We start from the raw sequence: 21,546 nt of genomic DNA, 5'->3' as shown, positions 1-21,546 counted from the left end.
GGCAGTCCGCGTTGGCTAGCTACCGTCCGAGCCTGTCCATCGCCTGCTGGAACTCCGCTTTCATGTCTTCCACGATCTCGCGGATGGTCTGCTCCTTCTTGATCCGCCCGACGATCTGTCCGGACATGTAGCCCATGTAGTCCACCGCATTGGCCAGCTCGAGCCGCTTCAGCGCGGGGATGACAAGGAGCTTTTGAGCGGGAAGGGGGAGCGGCTCGGGCGCTCCGGGAGCGTCCCACGCGTCGGTCCACTTGCTGCGCAGCACCCGAAGCGGCTTGCCGGTGTCATATTTGCGCTGGATCGCATCCTGCGATCGGGCGGCGATGAACTTCTTGCGCATGTCGGGAGACAATTCGCTTTCGACGGCTCCGAGCCAGATCGTTCCGCACCACACACCCTCCGCACCGAGCGCGAAGGCCGCCGCAATGTGCCGGCCGCTGCCGACGCCGCCGGCAGCCAGCACCGGAATGGGGGCGACGGCGTCGACGACCTCCGGCCACAACACCATCGAGGAGATGGTGCCGGTGTGGCCGCCGGCCTCGCTGCCCTGCGCCACCACCAGGTCAACACCCGCCTGGACGTGCTTGAGCGCATGCTCGGCGCTGCCCGCCATGGCGCCGACCTTGATGCCGCGGCTGTGCAGCGTCTCCACCACATGCGCGGGCGGGGCGCCCATCGCACTCAGGACAAATCTGGCCTGCTTGTGCTTCACCACCACCTCGAGGACCTCGAGAATGCCTTCTTCGGTGTGACCGCGGCCCGGCGGCTTGTCGCGCAGCAATTCCGCCTCGACCTCGGGCGGCAACGGGGGGATTCCGGCGTCATCGAGAATCTTCTCGACGAAGTCGAGATGGCCCTTCGGCAGTGCCTTGAGGCGCTCCGACATCGGCACGACGTCGCCGACCTTGTTGGCAAACAGCACATCGATGCAGTACGGCCGGCCGCGGGTCTTTTCGTCCATATCGGTGAGGATGCGTTCGAGTTCATCCGGCTGGTAATAGCTCGCCGCCAGGGCGCCCATGCCGCCGGCATTGGTCACTTCGATCGCGACTTCGGGTTTATGCGTAAAGGCAAAGATCGGGACGTCGATGCCGAACATTTCCGTCAAGCGGTTTCGCATGGGACCTCTCAGGCTTCGAGATGCGATATGGAACTAGCCCTGTCCAAACTTCGGTTTTCGCTTTTCCTTTAACGACGTCGTCGCTTCCTTGTGGTCGGCGGTATCGAAAGTCACCTGTTCGAGCGCCATGCTCGCCTCCAGAAGCAGATTGACGCGCTCCTTGATGACCTGGTTGATCGACAGCTTGGTCCAGCGGATCGCCCAGGTCGGGCCGTTCGCGAGTTCGAGTGCGATAGAGCGTGCCTTGGCCAGCACTTCCGATCGCGGCGCCAGGTGATTCACGAGACCGATTCGTTCGGCTTCCCTGCCGTTGAGCAGCGTGCCGCGGATCAGGAATTCCTTGGCCTTGTTGACGCCGACAAGCAGCGGCCAGATCACGGTGCCGCCGTCGCCGGCCACCAGGCCGACGCGTGAAACATGCGTGTCGCCGATGCGTGCGTCTTCGGCCATCACGGTGATGTCGCACAGCAGCGCGTGCGTCGCCGCGAGACCGATCGCATCGCCATTGATCGCGGCGATGATGGGCTTGTCCAGTTCGAGCTGCCGGCTGACGCCGCGGCGGCTGATCATGGGATCATGCACCTCGCCTTCCTCCAGAACGTCGCCGCCGGGTCGCTCGGACATCGCCTTCACATCGCCGCCGACGCTGAAGAAATCGCCGGCCCCGGTCAGTACCACGGCGCTGACCGCATGATCGTCGGCAAATCGTCCCAGATCGAACGCAATTCCCTTATCAATTTCTGATTGATGGCATTGCGCGCTTCCGGCCTGTTGAGCGTCACCGTTGCGACCTTGTCGGCCACCTCGATCTTCATGCATTCGTACCTGGCGTAACGGGACATCTTGGTTTCCACGGGTGAGAGAACATCTGGATAGTGGAGGCGAGGGAGCGCGCCCCGCCGCCTTCAGAGCGCGCGGGCGATGAGATCCTTCATGAGTTCGTTGGAGCCGCCCCAGATCTTCTGGATGCGTCCGTCCGTCCACATCCGCGCAACCGGATATTCGAGCATGTAGCCGTAGCCGCCATGCAGCTGAACGCAATCGTCGATGATCTCGCACTGCTTGTCGGTCGCCCACCATTTCGCCATCGCGGCGGTTTCCGGATCGAGCGTCCCGGTGACCAGCTTCTCGATGCAGCTTTCGACAAAGGTGCGCGTGACGGAGGCTGCCGTCTTCGCCTCCGCCAGAACCATTCGCGTATTCTGGAAATCCATCAGGCGCTTGCCGAAGATCATGCGCTGCTTCACGTAGGCGATCGTCTCGGTGAGGGCTGCCTCGGTCAGGGCAAGTGCCTGCATGGCGATGTTGATGCGTTCCTTCGCGAGTTGTTCCATCAACTGATAGAATCCGCGGCCCTCCACGCCTCCGAGCAAATTGCCTGCCGGCACGCGCGCGTCGTCGAAGAAGAGCTCCGCCGTGTCCTGCGCCTTGAGGCCGACCTTGTCCAATCGGCGGCCGCGTCGAAACCCCGGCGTTGTCTCGGTTTCGATCACGAGCAGGCTGAAGCCGCGAACGCCGTTGTCGTCGCTTGTGTCGGTCTTGACCGCAAGGCAGATCAGGTCGGCGGTGTGACCATGCGTGATGAACGTCTTCTGTCCGTTGACGACGTACTCATCCCCGTCGCGGCGCGCATGCGTTCGAATGGCCCGCACGTCCGATCCGGCGCCGGGCTCGCTCATGGCGAGCGCGGCCACGAGGTCGCCGCGGACCATCCGCGGCAACCATCGGCGCTTTTGCTCCTCGGTGGCGTACTGGACGAAGTACGGCGCCAGGATCACGTTCTGCAGCGGGATGCTGAAATCGGGGAACGCGATGCGCGCCAGTTCCTCGATGATGACGGCCTCGTGCCAGAAGGAGCCGCCGCCGCCGCCGTACTCCTCCGGCACGCTGGCGCACAGCAGCCCAAGGGAGCCTGCCTTGCGCCACAGATCGCGATCGATGTAGCCCCTTGCCCGCCACGCGTCGGCGTTGGGGGCCACTTCTTCGGACAGAAAGCGGTGCACGGTCGCGCGAAACAGGTCGAGTTCGCCCTGATCGATGTTCGCGGGCATGGGCGGTATCCTGCTATTTGCCGACCAGGGGGCAGCCGCCTTCATCCAGCGGACGGGTTGCCTTTCCGGCAGGGATGACGCCGATCTGCTTGTAATAGTCCCAGCGTCCCTTGGACTCCGCCGGCGACTTGATTTCGAAAAGGTACTGATCCCTGAGGACCCGGCCGTCGGCGCGAAGCTTCGCGTCGTGGGACATGAAGTCGTTGATCGGCAATTCACGCATCTTGGCCATCACGACGTCCGGGTCCTTGGTTCCGGCCGCCTTGATCGCTTTCAGATAGTGATTGACGACGCTGTAGGCGCTGGCCTGGACCTGCGTCGGCATGCGTTGCATGCGCTCGAAGAACCGTTTCGCGAACGCGCGGGTTTCGTCATTCTGGTCCCAGTAGAAGGCCTCGGCGACGGTAATCCCTTGCGCGGCCTTGAGGCCTATTCCGTCAATTGCATCGATCGTCGCCATCAGCGCGGCGAAACGCTGGCCCCTTGCCTGAATGCCGAATTCCTCGCCCTGCTTGATGACGGTGCCGAGGTCGGAGCCGGCTTCGACAAGGCCGATGACCTTGGCTTGTGAAGCTTGCGCCTGCAGCAGGTACGAAGAGAAGTCCGACGACGCCGTCGGCGTGCGAACCGAACCGACGACCGTTCCACCCGCGGCCTGGACAGCGGCAGAGGCCTCCTTCTCGAGGCTCGTGCCGAACACGGTATCGTTGGTCAGAAAGAACCATGAATTATCGCCGCGGCTGATCAGTCCGCTGGTCGGTCCGCGCCCCAGCGAATAGCTGTCATAGGTCCATTGCGCGACATAGGGCGAACATTTGGCCCCGGTGAGTTCCGAACTCGATGCGGCATTGAACAGCGCCAGTTTCTTTTTGGTGCGGGTCATGTCCGCGATCGCCAGCGCAAGACCCGAGAAGGGGACGTCGATGATCGTATCGACATCGTCCTCGTCGTACCATTTCCGGGCGATGGCCACGCCGACATCGACCTTCAGCAGGAAGTCGGCGGAGACGATTTCGACGGGCTTGCCGAGCACGAGGCCAGCGTCTTCCGCGGCGAGCCGGGCAGCTTCAACGCTGCCTTTTCCACCGGCCGCGGAATAGGCTCCGCTTTGATCCCCCAGGACACCGATTTTGACAGGCGTATCCGAAGCCGCCTGCGCGACCAATGGAAGAAAGAGCAGGGCCGCACCCGCCGCAGCTATCGACTTCAACACGCCAACCTCCCTGTCTGTTCTCGTCTCGCTTCTTTCCGAGCGTGCAGCACTATGGCATAATTTGTCGAACGTTCAACAAAAATAGTTGCGGCCGGAATTTTGGGGGACTAGGTTGTGGCAAACAGCGTTGCAGGATGACGCGCCGCGCGGTCTGCTCCAGCAGATGAAGAAGCGCCAGGGAGAAAGCTGCCAATGGCCGAGACCATTTTCGGGGCGCTGCAGGAGAGCGCGGCCGTCGCGCCGGATAACGCCCTTATCTGTGTCCCCAAAGGTAGTTCCTATGCGCCTGACGGTCTCGAGTGGACCTATGCAGAGGTCCTGCGACGTGTTGCGGACCTCGCCGCGCGGTATGAGCGGGCCGGATACGGGCTTGGACATCGCGTGGCCTTGCTGCTTGAAAACAGGCCCGAATATTTCGTGCACCTGCTTGCGCTCAACGCGGTCGGGGTGAGCGTCGTGCCGGTAAATCCGGACCATCGGCATGCGGAACTCAAGTACCAGCTGAGCCATTGCGGGGCTGTTCTCGTGGTGGCGCTGAGCCATTACGTCGCGCGCCTTCAGGCTGTTGCGGCCGAGTTGGAGCAGGCGCCGGAAATTATCGACGTCGACGAGGTCTTGGAGAACCTGCCGCCGGCATCCCAAAGGGCTATCGCGGGGCCGCTCGGCCGCGCCACCGAGGCGGCGGTTTTCTACACCTCCGGCACGACCGGCCGCCCCAAGGGCTGCCTGGTGACCAACGATTACTGGCTTTCCGCCGGCGAATGGATTCTCACGCTCGCAAAGGGCGGCGGGATTTTCTCCGTCGAGCCTGGACGCGATCGCCTCTTCAACCCGTTGCCCGTATTTCATGTTCATGCAGGGGTCGTCGCGTTCATGCCCATGCTGTTGACGCAGGGGTGCCTGATCCGGCCTGAACATTTCTCGGCGAAACGCTGGTGGAGCGAGGTGACCGCAAGCCGCGCGACGATCGTTCACTATATCGGCGTGGTACCGCAGGCGCTGCTCGCGCTGGAGGAAGCACCGGAAGAGCGCGGCCATGGCGTCAGGTTCGGCTTCGGCGCCGGAATGGAGCCTGCCGTTCATGCGAGATTCGAATCCCGATTTGGATTTCCGCACGTCGAAGTCTGGGGCATGACGGAGGTGGGACGCTGGACGGCGAACGACCGTAAGCCGCGTCCCGTCGGCGCCCGCGGCATCGGTCGTCCAATGATGCCGCTGGAGGCAAAGGTTTTCGACGAAGATGGCCGCGAAGCCAGCCGTAACACCGAAGGCGAACTGGTTGTCCGGCTAGCCGGGGAAGATCCCCGTCGCGGCTTCTTTGCCGGCTATCTCGGTGACGACGCCGCGACCGAAGCCGGCTGGCGCGGCGGCTGGTGGCACAGTGGCGACGTGGTCCGCCAGGACGAGAGCGGCATGCTCTACTTCGTCGACCGCAAGAAGAACATGATCCGTCGCGCCGGTGAAAACATTGCCGCCACGGAGGTGGAGACCGTGCTTTGTGCGCATCCCGCGGTCGGACAGATCGCCATCCTGCCGGTTCCGGATGAAAAGACCGGCGAGGAAATCCTCGCCTGCATCGTGCCGTCACCCGACTGCCCCGCGGATGCGAGGTCGGCCAGAAGCGTCTTCGACTATTGCAACGAACAACTCGCTTATTACAAGGCGCCGGGCTGGATATTGTTTCTCGATTCCATGCCGCTCACGGCCACGCAAAAGGTCAGCAAAGCCCAGATCTTTGCGCCCGGGCAAGACCCGACACTCTTGCCGGGAGCCATCGACTTGCGCGCGATGAAGAGGCGCAAGTGACTGATCATGGCCGTGCGTCAAGAAACGCATTCAGCAGATCGTGACATGCTGCTTCGGCCTCGCGGACGGATACGGTTTTTGGATCGGCGGCCCAGCCGGACCACAACCCTTCGACGAGTTGAGTCAGCGTGACGGCGAGGCGCTCGGAATTGATCTTTACGCCGCGCTCGTCGCCCGCCTTCTTGATCAGGCGGGCCAGGCCGCGATGGTAGGGCCGATAGAGCTTCCGATAGACCTCGGCGAGTTCCGGCGACCAGTGCGCCGTGCTGGCGAGCGCAACCCAGACCAGAACCCTTTCCTCCGTGAACACCGGCTCCCGGAAACTCGCGGCGACGACGGCATGCAGACGGTCAAAGGGATCCTGACCGGCTCCTTCAACAGCCGCCCGCGTCGCGCTTTCGAATTCCTGCGCCAGCTCGCGCACGGCATGCAGCAGCAACGCATCCTTGCCCGGGAAATAATGACCGATCAGGCCGCGCGAGAAGCCCCCTGCCGCGCAGATCGTTGCCACGGTCACGTCCTTGTAACCGTTCTCCGCAATCGATCTCCGGACCGCCGCGACGAACTCCTGTCGCTTGCCCTCCTGGTCAGAGGATCCCAGCGGCCGCCCCCGTCGCCGCTTCGCATCCTTTTGCACGCCGTCTCCTCCTTGCGAATGGTGTGGCGCAATCCGGCGAACGATGCCTAATCATGTTTTTGTTGAATGTCCATTTAATTTGCCGCGAGATGGGAATTTCGAGCGCGACGTTGCGGAGCGCGCTTTTGCCGCTGACTCCCTAGGGGTTGGGGCCTATAGTAAGGCAGGGGACTATCTAACAAAGCGGCGAAATGAGACCGCCAACCGAGCGACCGGGAATCTTCCACTGCCGGGGAAAATGCTCGGCTGGCCTGGTGGGTCGGCTTGCGTCGGCTTGGCGGTGACCATCGCGGCGGTCATTTATTGTGTCGATTGTCCCGCGAGGGCTTGTTGTGAGTATCTACGGACGTTCTTTGCATGCGCTGGTGGTCGCTTTGGCGCTGGCCTGTGGCTCATGCGCCGGCCGCCTATCACAGGGCGCTCTCGTTCCGGTGACGGCAGCCGCCGAAGGGACTTCTCGCGTTCCAATTCTTGTCGCGACCACCCGGCAGCGTTCGACAACCGATCCCGGCGAGATGTTCAGTGGCGAGCGGGCCGCTGAAGTATCCTACGCGGCGATCACGGTTTCGATTCCACCTGACGCGGCCCGGAAGATCGGCGAGGTCCAATGGCCCGCAACCCTTCCGGGCGATCCGCGAACAAACTTCGTGACCGTCTCGGCGGAGTATATCGACAAGCAAGCATTTGCCGCATCGATCGCTGCCATGGCCAAGCAGACGGGACGAACCAAGGTGCTGGTGTTCGTCCATGGCTTCAACAATCGCTTCGACGATGCTGTCTATCGATTTGCGCAGATCGTTCACGACTCGAAGGTTCCCGTTATTCCCGTGCTGTTTACATGGCCGTCACGCGGCGAGGTGCGATTGCGCAGCTATAATTACGATCGGGAAAGCGCGAACTACTCACGCGATGCGCTCGAAAGTTTGCTGGGGATGTTGACAAGTTATCCGGCCATCACCGAAGTCACCCTGCTGGCGCATTCGATGGGCAATTGGGTTGCGCTTGAAGCGTTACGCGGAAGATCCATGCGCGGCGGACAAACCGCGGCATCGATCAAGGCCGATAAGCTCAGGAATGCCATGCTCGTCGCCCCGGACGTGGACGTCGATGTGTTTCGTGCCCAGATTCAAAGGATGGGAGCGGCACGGCCCCGAATTGCTCTTTTTGTGTCACAGGACGATTCAGCGCTCGGGTTGTCCAGAACCTTGGCGGACGATGTCCCCCGCCTTGGTAGTATCGATCCCACGCAGGAGCCGTATCGAAGCGAACTCGAGCGCGACAAGATACTTGTCTTCGACCTGACTCACCTCGCAACCGCCGGCGATGATGCTCATGACCGGGCGTTTGACGATGTGACGTCCGTCATGGGTATGATCCGGCAGCGCCTTAGCGCGGGTCAGATAATGACCGACCGAGGGGCTGATCTGGGCGCTCGACTCGAAAATGTAAGCGGACTGGTCAGGTAACTCGATGCGTCATCGATCCTCTGAAACGTAGTAAAGCACGTCGCCGCGCCGCCGCTCGATCAGTTGGGAAAGAACGCTGACGATCTGAAGCAAAATGAGCGCGATTGCGCTAGGCGCCATTCAAGTTCGTGACATCGAAAAAGCACGACCGCGCGACTGTCCCGGGCCGCGAAGAGCTATGTCGATCACTTGGCCAAAGGCCCGATTACCTTGCGGTTTGAACTCGATCCGCCGGCTGCTCGGCGGAGGTTTCGCCCATCGCGCATTCCCGCCAGACCGGTGTTGTGCAGGCCGCCGGCCAACCCCCGCCGAGCGCCATGAACAGCGCGGCGGTGTCGGAAAGACGATTGGCCTCCGTTTGCACGCGAATCACCGCCGCGGTCAGGTAGGTCTGCTGCGCATTGAGGACCGCGAGTTGATTGACCTGACCGGCATTCAACTGCTTCTCAACGATATCGAGGCTCGCCTTGGCGGTATCCTCCGCGCGTCGGGCTGCCTTCACGGCGCGGGCGTCCGATTGCAGGGCACGCAAGGCGTCGGCGACGTTCTGGAATCCGGTGATGACGACGGCGCGATACTGGGCTTCGGCCTGACCGAGAGCGGCCTCGGCCGCCTTCTGCTTGTTGTAGAGTGTAAAGCCGTCGAAGATCGGCGCGGTTGCACTCGCCGCCAGCGTATAAAACCCGGTTCCTGGCGCAAAACTCTGGGCGAAATTATAGCCGCTCGATCCCCCATTGGCCGAGAGCACGAAATTCGGCAGCCGGGCAGCGATTGCAACGCCAACCTGGGCGCCTGCCGCGTGCATGTTGGCTTCCGCTGCCCTCACATCAGGGCGCTGCTCGACAAGCTTGCTGGGCAGGCTGACGGGCAGGTTCGCCGGCAAGTTGAAATGGGCGAGGTCGAACTTCTGCAGGATCTCGTCGGCGGATAATTGGCCGGCCAGCGCCGTCAGCAGATTGCGCTGCTGTGCGAGCTGTTTCTCGAGCGGCGGAAGCAGTTGCTCAGCCGCCGCAAGAGCGGCGTCCTGCGCCAGCACGTCGGCTTGCGCCGCCTGGCCGAACTTGAACTGGCGTTTTAATATATCGAGAAGGTTGCGTTCGATGCCGATGATGCGCTGGGTGGCCGCGATCTGGCCGCGGAGCGATGCCTCCTGGATGGCGGCCGTCGCGACATTGCTCGTCAGTGCCAGGTAGGCAGCCTCCAGCTGGAACAGTTGCTGTTCCGCTACCGCATCGAGACTCTCCACCGCGCGAAAATTGCCGCCCCAGATATCCGGTACGAATGACACAGTCAGCTGATTGGTCACCAGCGAATACCGGGTCTGCGGGACCGAACCGAGATCGGCGCCGAACACGCTGCCGGCATTGGAAAGCAGCAGATTTGAGGATGTCGAATTGCCGGTGACTTGGGGGAAGAACAATCCGCGCTGGGCCTGGGCGTTGTATTGAGCGACCCTGATCGCCGCCTCGGCCGCCTGCAGGTTCGGGTTATGGTCGACCGATTGCCTGACGAGGTCGTCGAGCGGCTGGGATCGGAACGCCGACCACCAGCGCGCCGAAACGTCGGCGCCGGTGACAAAGTGCTGTCCGGCAACTTTGGGTGCGCCCGGTCCCGGGTTCGGCGAGCTCAGCCTGCCCGGGACGTAGCCGGTGACGTCGGGCGCCGCCGGCGGGGTGAAGTTCGGGCCGACGGCGCAACCCGAGATCGACACGGCGACCACGCCCAACAGCATCGCCCATGCTGACATGCGGCGGGCGCGGCGGAATCCCATCGCTCCCCAATGGCCTTGCGACCCCGGATGCGCGATCTGCCGGCGAGGCTTGGTGCGATCAACGGCCAACATCGCGAGCGTCGTCATGCTTCCCGCTCGTGTTCTGCGGCCAGGGGAGGCTCCGCCGCCGGTGCAGGCTGGCGTTCCCGGCTGAGGAAGATTTTTCGTAGCGCCGGCGCGACGACCAGCAACAGCAGCGGTCCGATGAACATGCCGCCGACGACCACGGTCGCCAGCGGGCGTTGCACCTGGCTGCCGATGCCGTGAGAGATGGCGGCCGGAAACAATCCGACCCCGGCCGACAGGGCCGTCATCAGCATCGGGCGCATGCGCTGCTCGGCACCGCGAAACACCGCCTCGCCGATGTCCATGCCGGTGGCGCGCAGCTCGCGGAAATAGGTAATATTGAGAATCCCGTCCATCACGGCAACGCCGAACAGCGAGATGAAGCCGATCGCCGCCGAGACGCTGAAATCAAGTCCGGCGAGGTAAAGCGCGATCAGGCCGCCGCCGATCGCAAACGGAATGCCCGCGACCGCCAACAGGCTGTCGCGCAGCGAGTTGAAGAGGCCATAGAGCAGCACCAGGATCAGCAGCAGCGTGATCGGAACCACGATCAGCAGCCGCTCCTTGGCATTCTGCAAATCTTCGAACTCGCCGGCCCAGATAATCCGGTACCCGTTCGGCAGCTTCACTGCCTTCGCCACGCGCTGCTGCGCCTCGGCGACGGTGCTGCCGAGGTCGCGGCCGCGGACGCTGAATTTGACCGGAATATAGCGCTGGCTGCGTTCGCGGTAGATAAAGGAAGCCCCCGTATCCAGCGAGATGTCGGCAAGTTCGCTCAGGGGAATATAGGCATTGATGCCCGAAGGCGTTTGATAGGCGACTTTCACGGTACGGACCGCGTCGATGCTGTCGCGGAATTTTGGATCGAGCCGGACCGCCAGGCTGAACTGCCGATCACCTTCGAGCACGGTGGTCGCGATCGTTCCGCCGAGGGCCGCCTGCACCACGGTATTGACGTCACCGGTGTTGAGGCCATATCGGGCCGCCTTTTCGCGGTCGATCCTGATGTTGAGATTCGGTTGGCCGAGCAATCGGAAGATGCCGAGGTCTGCCACACCCTGGACCTTGGCCATCTCGGCCATCACCTGGGTTGCAAGCGACTCCAGTGTCCCCAGGTTCGGGCCGACAATCTTGACCGAGTTGGCGCCCTTGACGCCCGACAATGCCTCTTCGACATTGTCCTGGATGTATTGCGAGAAATTGAACCCGATGCCCGGCAGCTCCTCGCCGAATTCCCTTTGCAGGTCTTCGGTGAGCTTGTCCTTGGTGAGGTTGGCCGGCCATTCGTCGAACGGTTTCAGCGGCGCGAACAACTCGACATTGGAGAACGGCGAGGCGTCGCTGCCATTGTCGGGGCGGCCGTGCTGGGACACCACGGTGATGACCTCGGGGTGCCGCAACAGGATCTGGCGCATTTTGGCTGTCGCGGCGGTGCCGGCGTCGAGCGAGATCGTCGGCGGCATCGATGCCCTGATCCAGAAGTTGCCCTCTTCCAGCGCCGGGAGGAATTCGCTGCCAAGCCGTGACGCCGCGCCCACGCTCAAGGCCAGGAATGCGACACCCAGGAGAACCGCGACCTTGGTGCGGGAAAGCGCCCAGCGAAGCACCGGGGTATAGGTCGCGCGCAACGCCCGAACGATGCGCGTCTCGGTCTCCTCGATTTCCCGGGGAAGCACCAGCGCGGCAAGAACCGGCGTCACGGTGAACGTCGCCAGCAAGGCTCCGGCCAGCGCATAGCCATAGGTTCGCGCCATCGGCCCGAAGATCTGGCCCTCGACGCCCTGCATCGTAAACAGCGGCACGAACGCCGTTACGGTGATGGCGGCCGTGAAGAACACGGCCTTGTCGACCTGGAGCGCGCTGATGAAGATCAGGCGCAGGCGCTCGCTCCATCGCTGGCCCAGCGGATCGTGGTTCGTCGTCGAGGTCGGATCGGGACCCCAATATCCCTCCGCAAGGCGGCTGAGCAGCGATTGGCGATGTTCGGGCGTCGACTGGAAATTCCGGTAAATGTTTTCCATCATGATGACGGCGGAGTCGACGATGATGCCGAAATCGACGGCGCCCAGCGACAGCAGGTTGGCGTCTTCGCCCCGCAGCACCAGGATGATGATGGCAAAGAAAAGCGCGAACGGAATGTTGGCGCCGACGATGATGGCGCTTCTGAGATCGCCGAGGAAAATCCACTGGATCAGGAAGACCAGCAGGCAACCGAAGACCAGATTGTGCAGCACGGTATGCGTGGTCACGCCGACCAGCGAGCTGCGATCGTAGTAGGGCACGACCTTGACGCCGGGGGGGAGGCTGCCGTCCGTATTCAGCCTTGCGACCTCGGCCTGGACCAGCGAGATGATGTCGTTGGTGTGCTGGGTCCGTCCCATCACCACAATGGCGGTGGCGACATCGTCTTCCATGTCCCTGCCAGCGATGCCGAGCCGGGGAACATAGCCGACGGAAACTTTGGCAACGTTCTTGATCTGAATCGGCAGCCCGCCCGATTGGGTCAGGACCACGTTCTCGATGTCCTCGACCCTGTACCCTCTGGTGACGTCGTCCGCGCCGCCGCTGTCGACCAGTCCGATGCCGCGGATATTGACCGATTGCTGGCCGAGCGTGATCTCGCGGCCGCCGACATTGATATTCGAATTGGCGAGCGCCGTGATGAGCTGCGAGACGGTGATATTGTAGGCCTCAAGCTTCTGGGTATCCGCATCCACGCTGAACTGCTTGGTGGTACCGCCCCAGCTGTTGATCTGGACCACGCCGGGAATGGTCAGAAGGCGGCGCGTCACGACGTAATCCTGCAAGGTCCGCAGGTTGGTCAGACCGAAATGCGGCGGGCCGACGAGCTGGTAACGGTAGATTTCTCCGACCAGGCTCGATTGCTGGATCGTCGGCACCAGATTGCCCGGCAGAGTGACATTCTGCTGCAGACTGATCGACGCTTGGGTAAGCGCGAAGTAGTAATCCACGCCGTAGCGGAAGGTGACCCTGACGAACGACAGGCCATAAAACGATGTCGAGCGGATGTTGACCACGCCCGGCGTCGGATAGAGCCCGACTTCCATCGGGATCGTGTAATACTTCTCCATCTCCTCGGCGGAGAGGCCCGCCGCCTGTGCGGTGATTTCGAGAATGACCGGCGCCGGGTTCGGGTAGGCCTCGATATTCAGTTTCGAGAACGCGATCAGCCCCGCCGCGCAAAACACGACCAGGCCAAGCACGATGATCGCGCTGCGCGTCAGACCGAACTCGAGTACGGACTTTATCAAGAGGCCCCCGGCGATCGTCGAATTCGTACGCGACGGGGTTTAACCGTCGGCTCCCAGCAGAAGCTTGTTGCTGAGAAAGACCGCGCCATCGGTGACGACCAATTCGCCGGGTTCCAGACCCTCCAGGATCTGACTCCAGCCGTTCTGCTGCTGAATGCCGACCCTTACGGTTCGCTTGACAAATCGGCGGCGGTCGGCGGTCACCCACACCGTCATCGTGCCATCGCCTTCCCTGACGACACCCTCGACCGGCACCGCGAGCGAACGGGCCGGATCGCCCATCCGGATCACGAAACTTGCAAACATGCCCGACCTCAGCAGGTGCTGCGGATCGGCGATCTCCGAGCGGACCAGCTGTCGATGACTATTGGGATCGATCATCGATCCGACCGTCGTGACGTGGCCGTGGAAAATTGTATCCGGATAGGCCGGCACCTTGACCTCGACCTCCTGGCCGAGCCTGTAGGCCGGCGCATCGGCCTCGATGACGTTGGCGATCATCCACATCGTGGAGAGATCAGCGACCGAGTAGGGCGCAGGCGCATTGCCAGGCTGTGTCAGAAATCCCGGAGCCGCGTTACGCGCGATGATCCTGCCCGAAATCGGCGACGGCACCAGCAGCGTCGCGTCGACCTTTCGCTGCGCGACGATTTGCTCGATTTCAGTGTCCGTTTTGCCGAATATACGCACCGCGCTCTGTGCCGCCTTGAAGTTGCCTTCGGCGGTCTGATGGTCGGAGGTGGCCTGGTCGACGTCCTTCTGCGCGCTGCCTCCCGCTCTCAGGAGCTGTGTTGCGCGCGCCAGTGTGCGCGTCTGGAGTTCGAGAACGCCGGCGCTAGCCAAAAGCGCCGATTCCGCCTGCAACAGATCGGGGCTATCGATCGTGAACAGGATGTCGCCCTGTCTGACCTCGTCGCCCATATTGAAGCATGCCCGCAATATCTTGCCGGGATATTGCGAAAACACCTGCACCAGCATGTTTTCGTTAAAGTCGATCGTGCCGACGGCGGTCTTCAAGGTCTCGAAGCTACGCTGCTCCGCCGGCGCAATCTTCAGGGCGCCGATTTGTTTCTCCGTCAGATCGACAAATGGTGGCACAGGTTCTCCGTCCGGCCCAACCTGAGACGTGATTGTACGGTCCCTGGTCGCCGCCTTGACACTCTCCGAACCCGCAAAATACCGGTCTCCGGCAAACGCCGCGGCGCAAATGACCGACAGCACGGCAAGCGTGACCTTCCATAAGGACTGCCTTGAAAAGTCGCCTGCCATTCTCACGTCGAGCTTCCCGGTGCGTTGGCTGCGGACATCCATCGACGGTGACGGATGCGCGGCCGCATTTGTCTTCGGCATTCTCCGCCGATCTAGACCACCTCACTTACGCAGACCTTACAAAGCGTCCTGACGGCCGGGCCCGCGATGACAGCCAACGACATTGGGCATGCCGTCGATCTCTACATCCGATGCTGCGCTCAAATGCAGGGTGATCAAGTTATTTGCCGGAAATGATCAAGTTCTTTGCAGCTGCATGTTGAATTGATCGCGATCCACCGAAAAGCGCGCCGCATTTATTTTTTTCGCTTCGATGCAGCGCTTCCGATGACGGCAGCTAAGGCTTTCGCGATGTAAGGCTGACGTAAGCCTCATCTGTTATGCGCGATCGAGTGCATGCGAAACGACGCGCGGCAGGGCATGTCATGAGCAAGAAGGCGGCCTCGTGGATTGCGGTTTTTGCAGGATTCACTGCGAGCGGGCTGGCTCTGCGCGTTGCCTTCGACCTGAGCTTTCCCGATACTCTCGAGGCGTTTGGCTCCGATCTGCAGATGCAATCGGTACGGGCCGACGTTGCTGCAATCGCAGCCATGGTGTCCGTTACTGCGCATGTCATCGACAAGGCATCAAAGTAGCGGGGGCAAAATAGCCTTGAGCCGGCGAAACACAGGACAAATGCAGCCCTAACGCATGTTGAACGCAAAAAGATCTTCTCAAGAGAAGGCCCCGCCATCGCGCCGCGTTCGGATGGCGGGCATGTTTCTTCGCGCGCTGTTTATAGGCATCCTGATTGTGGTGACCGCGCGTGTCGCCAGTCCGCAGAACGAAAGCTTCTGGTCGGCCTATGAGACGCCCGGCGATCTCATTCGAATGGCCCTCGGTCTTTCCGTATGTCTGTGGCTCGCGGTGCACGTATTCATTCTCCCCAAGGACCAGAGGCATTCCGTACCTGGTTCTATCTCGGTCTCGCTATTCTGCCGCTGGCGCTGCTATGCGCCGTCGTCGTTTGGTAGCGCCTATCTACTATTTATATATTTTTTCCCGAGTCGTGCCCGCAGATCAGCACCGGCCTTCTTCGGTGACAAAGCTGGCTCGCTTACACCAACCCTACAGAGCACCCCGGCGGACCATCCGACACTCGCGCGGCGCCCTGAATCGTCTCATGACTGGCCGCGATTGGACCGTCAGTTAACCGAATATGCGATTTGTTTGATCTACGGCCAGTGGTGGCAAAGCGGACGCGAGCCGATGCCTCCAATATCGGTCCACAACCCTAGGGATAACTTTGCGCCTACTGAGTGAGCCGATATCTCGGAGTTGAGGTCGATGACGCCCCATGTATCGCCGAGCTGATCGAGCCCTGGATCAAATCACATCAGAACCGCGCTAATCCCGACGCCTTATCCATGAAATGCGCAATAAGGGAACTTGGAACGCATAGAAGGATCGCTTCGTAAGGTTCGCGTAAGGAACCGGTCTTAAATCGCTTGAAATATTTTTTGCGGGCGATGAATGGCGACCACGACGCTTGACCGTGGGACAGCGTCCGCGATGCGCAACGCGGTGCCTCAGAGCAGACCCATGACGGAGACAGCAACCGTATTTTGGTATTCAATTGAAATGTTCGAGCCCGAGATCCATGCCACAATATCTCGAGGCCGGGATCGAAAGTTCGAGAGCGTCGAAAGCGCTGTGCGATTTGTTATGGAATCCTTGCCCGATGAGGATCGTGCCACTGCAATTGTTCGAGCAGACAATAGGTCGATACAGATAGACGATATTGTGACGATTTACGGCAGCTTAGAAGCCAGAGCAGCACGACTCCCGAAGGGATGACGGAGCGCTTCTCGTCACGGTAGATTTTTGCCCCGAGCCTTTCGACTTGGGGGATTCGCGTCAGCCGCCGCTCTTTGTCGTTCTCCCAACACACTTGCTTACGCCAACCTTACAGGTCATTTTCGACCGCCTAACCGATGCTTGCGTAGTGCCTTGAATCGTCTCATGGCTAACTGCGACCAGACTGTTAGGTGGCGAAATATGCGACTATTGGTCGTCGAGGACAACGAGCAGCTTGCGAAGCTATTGACCCAAGGCCTGCAAGCGGCGGGCTACGAAGCCGACGTGCTGTCTTCCTTTGAAGAAGCGAGCATGGTTCTTCGAACGACCTTCTACGCTGCCCTCATCCTCGACCTGGGATTGCCGGACGGTGATGGCCTGACGTTGTTGCGCGAGATACGGCATCGGGAAAATCCAATTCCCGTCATCGTCATTACCGCCCGCGGCGGGCTCAATGACCGCGTCCACGGCCTGCGCAGCGGCGCCGATGATTACCTGGTGAAGCCATTCGCGCTGGAGGAACTGATCGCGCGGCTGGAAGCTCAATTGCGGCGCCCCGGCCATCTGCTCGGCAGTTCGCTCCGCATCGCCAATCTCGAATTCGATACGCGAAACCGGCAGGCGTCCATCGACGACCAGCCCCAGGTGTTGTCTGCCCGCGAGACCGCGGTGCTCGAACTATTGATGCGCAGCAAGGGACGCGTGGTTTCCAAGAAGCAAGTCGAGGATCACATCTTCGGGCATGACGGAGAGGTCGCGTCGAACGCGATCGAGGTGTACGTTCATCGTCTGCGCAAGCAACTATCGGAGCGGGGAGCGAAGGTCCAGGTTCATACCATTCGTGGCGTTGGGTACCTCATCGCAGAGGAAAAGTAGCGTGCTCAGGTTCAAGTCGATCATTTCACGGATCGTGATCCTGCACGTCGTTGCCGTCGTCATCACCTCCATTTTCATGTCGCTCGCGCTGTCGTGGTTGTTAAGCTATGCGACGGACAACATCCACAACAAGGCGATGCAGGAGCAGGCCGTAGCCGTCGCAGAACATCTGACCGCGCGGCCTGATGGCAATCTCGAACTGAACCTTCCCCTCGACCTGCTCGGGCTCTATTCGCAGCCCTACGGGCGCTATTCCTACGCCGTGATCGACGATCGGGGGCGCGTTCTGTTTTCTTCGCTCACCGATCACGTCGCCCTGTTTCCCTCGGACGCTGAGACCGGCGATGTCGAGTTCCTGCAGAACCGGCGCGGCGACGCCACGGTATCCGGCGCCAGTATCAGGAAAACCGTTGGCGACAAAACCGTCTGGATCCAGGCCGGAGAGGATCTGGCCAACCGCGATGTGTTGATCGACGATATCGTCGCCGATTTCTACAGGAACGTCGGATGGATCACGCTGCCAATTCTTCTGGTGCTGCTGGCCGCAGACATCGCGATTTTCCGACGGGCCCTGCGCCCGCTGCGGCAGGCCTCGGAAATTGCCAGCCAGATCGGACCGACACGCACCGGTCTTCGTTTGCCGACCGAAGAGATTCCGCGCGAGGTACGCCCGCTTGTCTCTGCCGTCAACCACGCGCTGGACCGGCTTGAAGAGGGTTTCCGGATTCAGCGCGACTTCACGGCGGATGCCGCGCACGAACTGCGCACTCCCTTGAGTATCCTGCGAACGCGCCTCGATATTCTTGAAGACGAGCAAGTGGGCCGGGCCTTGCGCCAGGACGTGGAAGGAATGGCCAACATCATCAGCCAGTTGCTCGACATCGCGGAACTGGATGCCTTCGTCGTCGATCCCGCCGAGAAAGCCGACCTCCGCGCGGTGACCGCCGAAATCGCAGAGTTTGTGGCGCCTCTGGCGCTGGCGCAGGGCAAGGATATCGCCTTGCTGGGTGAGGTCGATCCGGTCTGGGTCAAGGGCAATCCGGAGATGCTGGGCCGAGCGATCCGGAACCTCGCGGACAACGCAATCAACCACACGGCTCCGGGAACGACCGTGGAATTTGTGGTTGAGGAGAACGGCACGGTGAGCATTTTCGACCAGGGACCGGGCGTGGCCGAGGATGAACGCAAGCTCATTTTTCAACGCTTCTGGCGACGCGACCGCAACAAGGCCGGCAGCACGGGTCTCGGCCTGTCCATCGTTCAGCGTATCGTCGAGTTGCATTCTGCGACGATCACGGTGGAAAACCGGCTTACGCGTGGCGCTCAGTTTTCGATCCGCTTCCTTGCTGCCGGTGACGCAACCGGGAAAGCTTCGGGTGAATGAACCAGTCCGCGCAAGCGGTAAAAGGGGAGGCGTAATCGACCCGACGGGCAAATCACGTGCGCAATTCATCGACCCCTCTGTCCAGCCCCTTTTGCAAAAATATTCTGATTTTCCGAAGACCCAAATCAGCTTTATAACTCTGGCCGTCCCGCTCCTTTGAGGGGCGTTGCGCAACGTCACGAAACGCGGAGCGGGATGCGGTGGACGCTGGGTGCGCGCTTGACGGGCGATGCGGCTTGCGAACGGCGAAGGCGTGTGGTCCTGATGCCCCGACGCTGGCATCAAGTTCCTGGGAAACAAGCTTCTCAGGCATGACGGTGGCAAGAAAGCCCGGTCACCGGGGAGAGCGCGTTATAAGCCGTAAAACCATTGCGTGGGGAATGCCGGGTGATGCCGGTGTGACCTGACTAACGCGTGTGCGTTTTACCACACTCATTGCACACGCGGCTATCGGGCGCATCGGGCGCCCGGCATTCCCTGCGCCCTTGTTTTCGAGGGTCAAGGTTCATGCAAAACCCGGGCGCATCGCGTCGCGAGATCGCGGACGTTTGTCTGGATCAAGGGGCGTATATGACCAACGTCATTGCCTGCGACAAACGCGAAGCGTTCGCGCAAGGGAGCGCTACCGATGAAGCAATCCATTCTTTCTTGCTGCTCGATGGACTGCTTAGCTGGCGCTTACGATGACGATTGATGGGTCTCATTATCACCAGGGATGGCTCAAATTAGGTCAATATTCCTGACCATCCTCCGCCTGACCCTTTTTTTGGCGTTGCGGCTTGTCGCGTTTCTCGTCTAGAAGAGGCTTGGAAGCGCTTCGCAGGCTAACCAACCGTCAATGGTTTTGGCCGAGGATCGGACTTCCAAAGGGTCTGGCAATGCTGATTCGCAGCGAAAAGTATGGAGTTCACGGGAAATCGGCCGTCACGGCTGGTCCCGAAGCGATTCCGGCTGCGTCCCTGCCCACCCTGCTTCTTGGCGGGCTTCTGCTTCTTATCTGCCCCTGAGGGCCGTCTGGGCGTTTGCGCCTGGGCACTCAGGGGTTGCGCGAGATCACCAGATCCCTTCAGCGCTCCAAAGCAGCGCACCAGCTACAAGGAATTTTTTCAATGGCCACCGTCAAAAAGTCCGACAAGGACCGCGTTATCATTTTCGACACCACCTTGCGCGACGGCGAACAATGTCCCGGCGCCACCATGAGCTTCGAGGAGAAGCTCGAGGTCGCCGAAATGCTCGACGACATGGGCGTCGACGTCATCGAGGCCGGTTTCCCCATCACCTCGGAAGGCGACTTCCAGGCGGTCAGCGAGATCGCGCGGCGCTCCAAGAACGCGGTGATCGCGGGCCTCTCGCGCGCGCATCCCAAGGACATCGACCGCTGCGCCGAAGCCGTGAAATTCGCCAAACGCGGCCGCGTCCACACGGTGATAGCCACGTCGCCGCTGCACATGCGCGTCAAACTCAACATGACGCCCGAGCAGGTGATGGAAACCTCGATCGCCAACGTCACCCGCGCCCGCAACCAGATCGACGATGTCGAATGGTCGGCTGAAGACGGCACCCGCAGCGAGATGGATTTTCTCTGCCGCATCGTCGAGGCCGTGATCAGGGCCGGCGCCACCACCGTGAACATCCCCGACACGGTTGGCTATACCGTGCCCGAGGAATACACCGCCTTCATGCGCACGCTGATCGAGCGGGTGCCGAATTCCGACAAGGCGGTATTCTCCGTGCATTGCCACAACGATCTCGGCATGGCGGTGGCGAATTCGCTGGCGGGTATCGCCGGCGGCGCGCGGCAGATCGAATGCACCGTCAACGGCATCGGCGAGCGGGCAGGCAATGCGGCGCTCGAGGAAGTCGTGATGGCGATCAACGTCCGCAACGACCGCTTTCCCTGGTGGAACAAGATCGACACCACGCAATTGACGCGGGCCTCGAAGCTGGTGTCGGCGGCAACCTCGTTCCCGGTGCAGTACAACAAGGCGATCGTCGGCCGCAATGCGTTTGCGCATGAAAGCGGTATCCATCAGGACGGCGTGCTGAAGGACGCCTCGACCTACGAGATCATGCGCCCGGAAATGGTCGGGCTGAAGCAGTCGTCGCTGGTGCTCGGCAAGCATTCCGGACGCCACGCCTTCGTGCACAAGCTGGAGGAGATGGGCTACAAGCTCGGCGCCAACCAGCTGGAAGACGCTTTCGTGCGGATGAAGGCGCTCGCCGACCGCAAGAAGGACATCTATGACGAGGACATCGAGGCGCTGGTCGATCAGGAAATCGCCAACGCGCATGACCGCATCAAGCTGGCCTCGCTGACGGTGATCGCGGGCACCCACGGTCCGCAGCGCGCCACCATGAAGCTCAACGTCGACGGCCAGACCAAAATCGAGGAAGCCGAAGGCAACGGCCCGGTGGATGCGGTGTTCAACTGCATCAAGGCTTTGGTGCCGCACGAGGCCAAGCTCGAGCTCTACCAGGTCCACGCCGTCACGGAAGGCACCGACGCGCAGGCCGAGGTGTCGGTGCGGCTCGCCCATGAGGGCCGCTCGATGACCGCGCGGGCCTCCGATCCGGACACGCTGGTGGCCTCGGCCAAGGCCTATCTCGGCGCGCTCAACAAGATTGTCATGAAGCGCCAGCGCGACGTGCCGGCGGCGGCGGCGAGCTGATTACCGCAAAAAATGCAGATTTGATGTGAAAACGCGGCGCCCTCGGCGCCGCGTTTTGCACTGCAGCAGGGTTTTTAACCGTTATGAAGAATGCAAAAAACCCTCCTAAA

The 21,546-nt window shown here is 61.5% G+C and carries 16 protein-coding genes; 7 read left to right on the top strand and 9 right to left on the bottom strand.

What is annotated here, in order from left to right:
• Positions 1–19: 19 nt before the first annotated feature.
• The 5 genes from B5525_RS00160 to B5525_RS00145 form a co-directional block, all read right to left on the bottom strand.
• On the bottom strand, positions 20–1,120 hold the full coding sequence (locus B5525_RS00160; protein WP_079563849.1) for an NAD(P)H-dependent flavin oxidoreductase: 1,101 nt from the start codon (positions 1,118–1,120) through the stop codon (positions 20–22).
• Positions 1,121–1,153: 33 nt separating this feature from the next.
• Complete coding sequence (locus B5525_RS00155) at positions 1,154–1,798, bottom strand: enoyl-CoA hydratase/isomerase family protein (protein ID WP_244567782.1); 645 nt, start codon at positions 1,796–1,798, stop codon at positions 1,154–1,156.
• Complete coding sequence (locus B5525_RS45995; protein ID WP_244567781.1) at positions 1,789–1,962, bottom strand: enoyl-CoA hydratase/isomerase family protein; 174 nt, start codon at positions 1,960–1,962, stop codon at positions 1,789–1,791. The genes B5525_RS00155 and B5525_RS45995 overlap by 10 nt, the downstream gene beginning before the upstream one ends.
• 63 nt (positions 1,963–2,025) lie before the next feature.
• Positions 2,026–3,171, bottom strand: coding sequence for an acyl-CoA dehydrogenase family protein (locus B5525_RS00150; RefSeq protein WP_079563847.1), 1,146 nt, complete (start codon positions 3,169–3,171; stop codon positions 2,026–2,028).
• A 13-nt stretch (positions 3,172–3,184) separates the two neighbouring features.
• On the bottom strand, positions 3,185–4,384 hold the full coding sequence (locus B5525_RS00145) for an ABC transporter substrate-binding protein (RefSeq protein WP_244567780.1): 1,200 nt from the start codon (positions 4,382–4,384) through the stop codon (positions 3,185–3,187).
• 192 nt (positions 4,385–4,576) lie between these two features.
• On the opposite strand from B5525_RS00145, the gene B5525_RS00140 reads away from it, so the two are divergent.
• On the top strand, positions 4,577–6,190 hold the full coding sequence (locus B5525_RS00140; protein ID WP_079563846.1) for an AMP-binding protein: 1,614 nt from the start codon (positions 4,577–4,579) through the stop codon (positions 6,188–6,190).
• 4 nt (positions 6,191–6,194) lie between these two features.
• On the opposite strand, the gene B5525_RS00135 is transcribed toward B5525_RS00140, so the two are convergent.
• The gene (locus B5525_RS00135) at positions 6,195–6,827 is read right to left on the bottom strand and encodes a TetR family transcriptional regulator C-terminal domain-containing protein (protein WP_079563844.1); all 633 of its coding nucleotides are present in this window, start codon (positions 6,825–6,827) and stop codon (positions 6,195–6,197) included.
• A gap of 332 nt (positions 6,828–7,159) precedes the next feature.
• On the opposite strand from B5525_RS00135, the gene B5525_RS00130 reads away from it, so the two are divergent.
• The gene (locus B5525_RS00130; protein WP_079563842.1) at positions 7,160–8,293 is read left to right on the top strand and encodes an alpha/beta hydrolase; all 1,134 of its coding nucleotides are present in this window, start codon (positions 7,160–7,162) and stop codon (positions 8,291–8,293) included.
• A gap of 205 nt (positions 8,294–8,498) precedes the next feature.
• Here B5525_RS00130 and B5525_RS00125 read toward each other — a convergent pair whose 3' ends face one another.
• The 3 genes from B5525_RS00125 to B5525_RS00115 form a co-directional block, all read right to left on the bottom strand.
• Complete coding sequence (locus B5525_RS00125; protein ID WP_079572724.1) at positions 8,499–10,064, bottom strand: efflux transporter outer membrane subunit; 1,566 nt, start codon at positions 10,062–10,064, stop codon at positions 8,499–8,501.
• Between the two features lie 83 nt (positions 10,065–10,147).
• Positions 10,148–13,402 carry an efflux RND transporter permease subunit gene (locus tag B5525_RS00120; protein ID WP_079563841.1) on the bottom strand — a complete coding sequence of 1,085 codons (3,255 nt, stop codon included), beginning with the start codon at positions 13,400–13,402 and terminating at the stop codon, positions 10,148–10,150.
• Between the two features lie 39 nt (positions 13,403–13,441).
• A complete protein-coding gene (locus B5525_RS00115) occupies positions 13,442–14,500 on the bottom strand; it encodes an efflux RND transporter periplasmic adaptor subunit (protein WP_244567779.1) in 1,059 nt (352 codons plus the stop codon).
• A gap of 596 nt (positions 14,501–15,096) precedes the next feature.
• Here B5525_RS00115 and B5525_RS00110 point away from each other — a divergent pair.
• The 5 genes from B5525_RS00110 to B5525_RS00085 all read left to right on the top strand — a co-directional run bounded on the left by B5525_RS00110 (position 15,097) and on the right by B5525_RS00085 (position 21,436).
• Entirely contained in the window at positions 15,097–15,306 is a 210-nt protein-coding gene (locus B5525_RS00110; protein WP_079563839.1) for a hypothetical protein, read from the top strand.
• 121 nt (positions 15,307–15,427) lie between these two features.
• Complete coding sequence (locus tag B5525_RS43460) at positions 15,428–15,973, top strand: hypothetical protein (RefSeq protein ID WP_154072991.1); 546 nt, start codon at positions 15,428–15,430, stop codon at positions 15,971–15,973.
• 735 nt (positions 15,974–16,708) lie between these two features.
• Positions 16,709–17,383 (top strand): response regulator transcription factor, encoded by a 675-nt coding sequence (locus tag B5525_RS00100; protein WP_079563835.1) that lies wholly within the window; start codon positions 16,709–16,711, stop codon positions 17,381–17,383.
• A 1-nt stretch (position 17,384) separates the two neighbouring features.
• Positions 17,385–18,767: a sensor histidine kinase gene (locus B5525_RS00095; RefSeq protein WP_079563833.1), complete on the top strand. Its 1,383-nt coding sequence runs from the start codon at positions 17,385–17,387 to the stop codon at positions 18,765–18,767.
• A gap of 1,109 nt (positions 18,768–19,876) precedes the next feature.
• A complete protein-coding gene (locus B5525_RS00085) occupies positions 19,877–21,436 on the top strand; it encodes a 2-isopropylmalate synthase (RefSeq protein WP_079563829.1) in 1,560 nt (519 codons plus the stop codon).
• The last annotated feature ends 110 nt before the right edge of the window (positions 21,437–21,546 follow it).

Source organism: Bradyrhizobium erythrophlei (assembly GCF_900129505.1).
Classification (GTDB): Bacteria; Pseudomonadota; Alphaproteobacteria; order Rhizobiales; family Xanthobacteraceae; genus Bradyrhizobium; species Bradyrhizobium erythrophlei_D.
The sequence above is the reverse complement of the archived record's forward strand: the minus strand, read 5'-3'. Positions and strand labels throughout refer to the sequence as shown.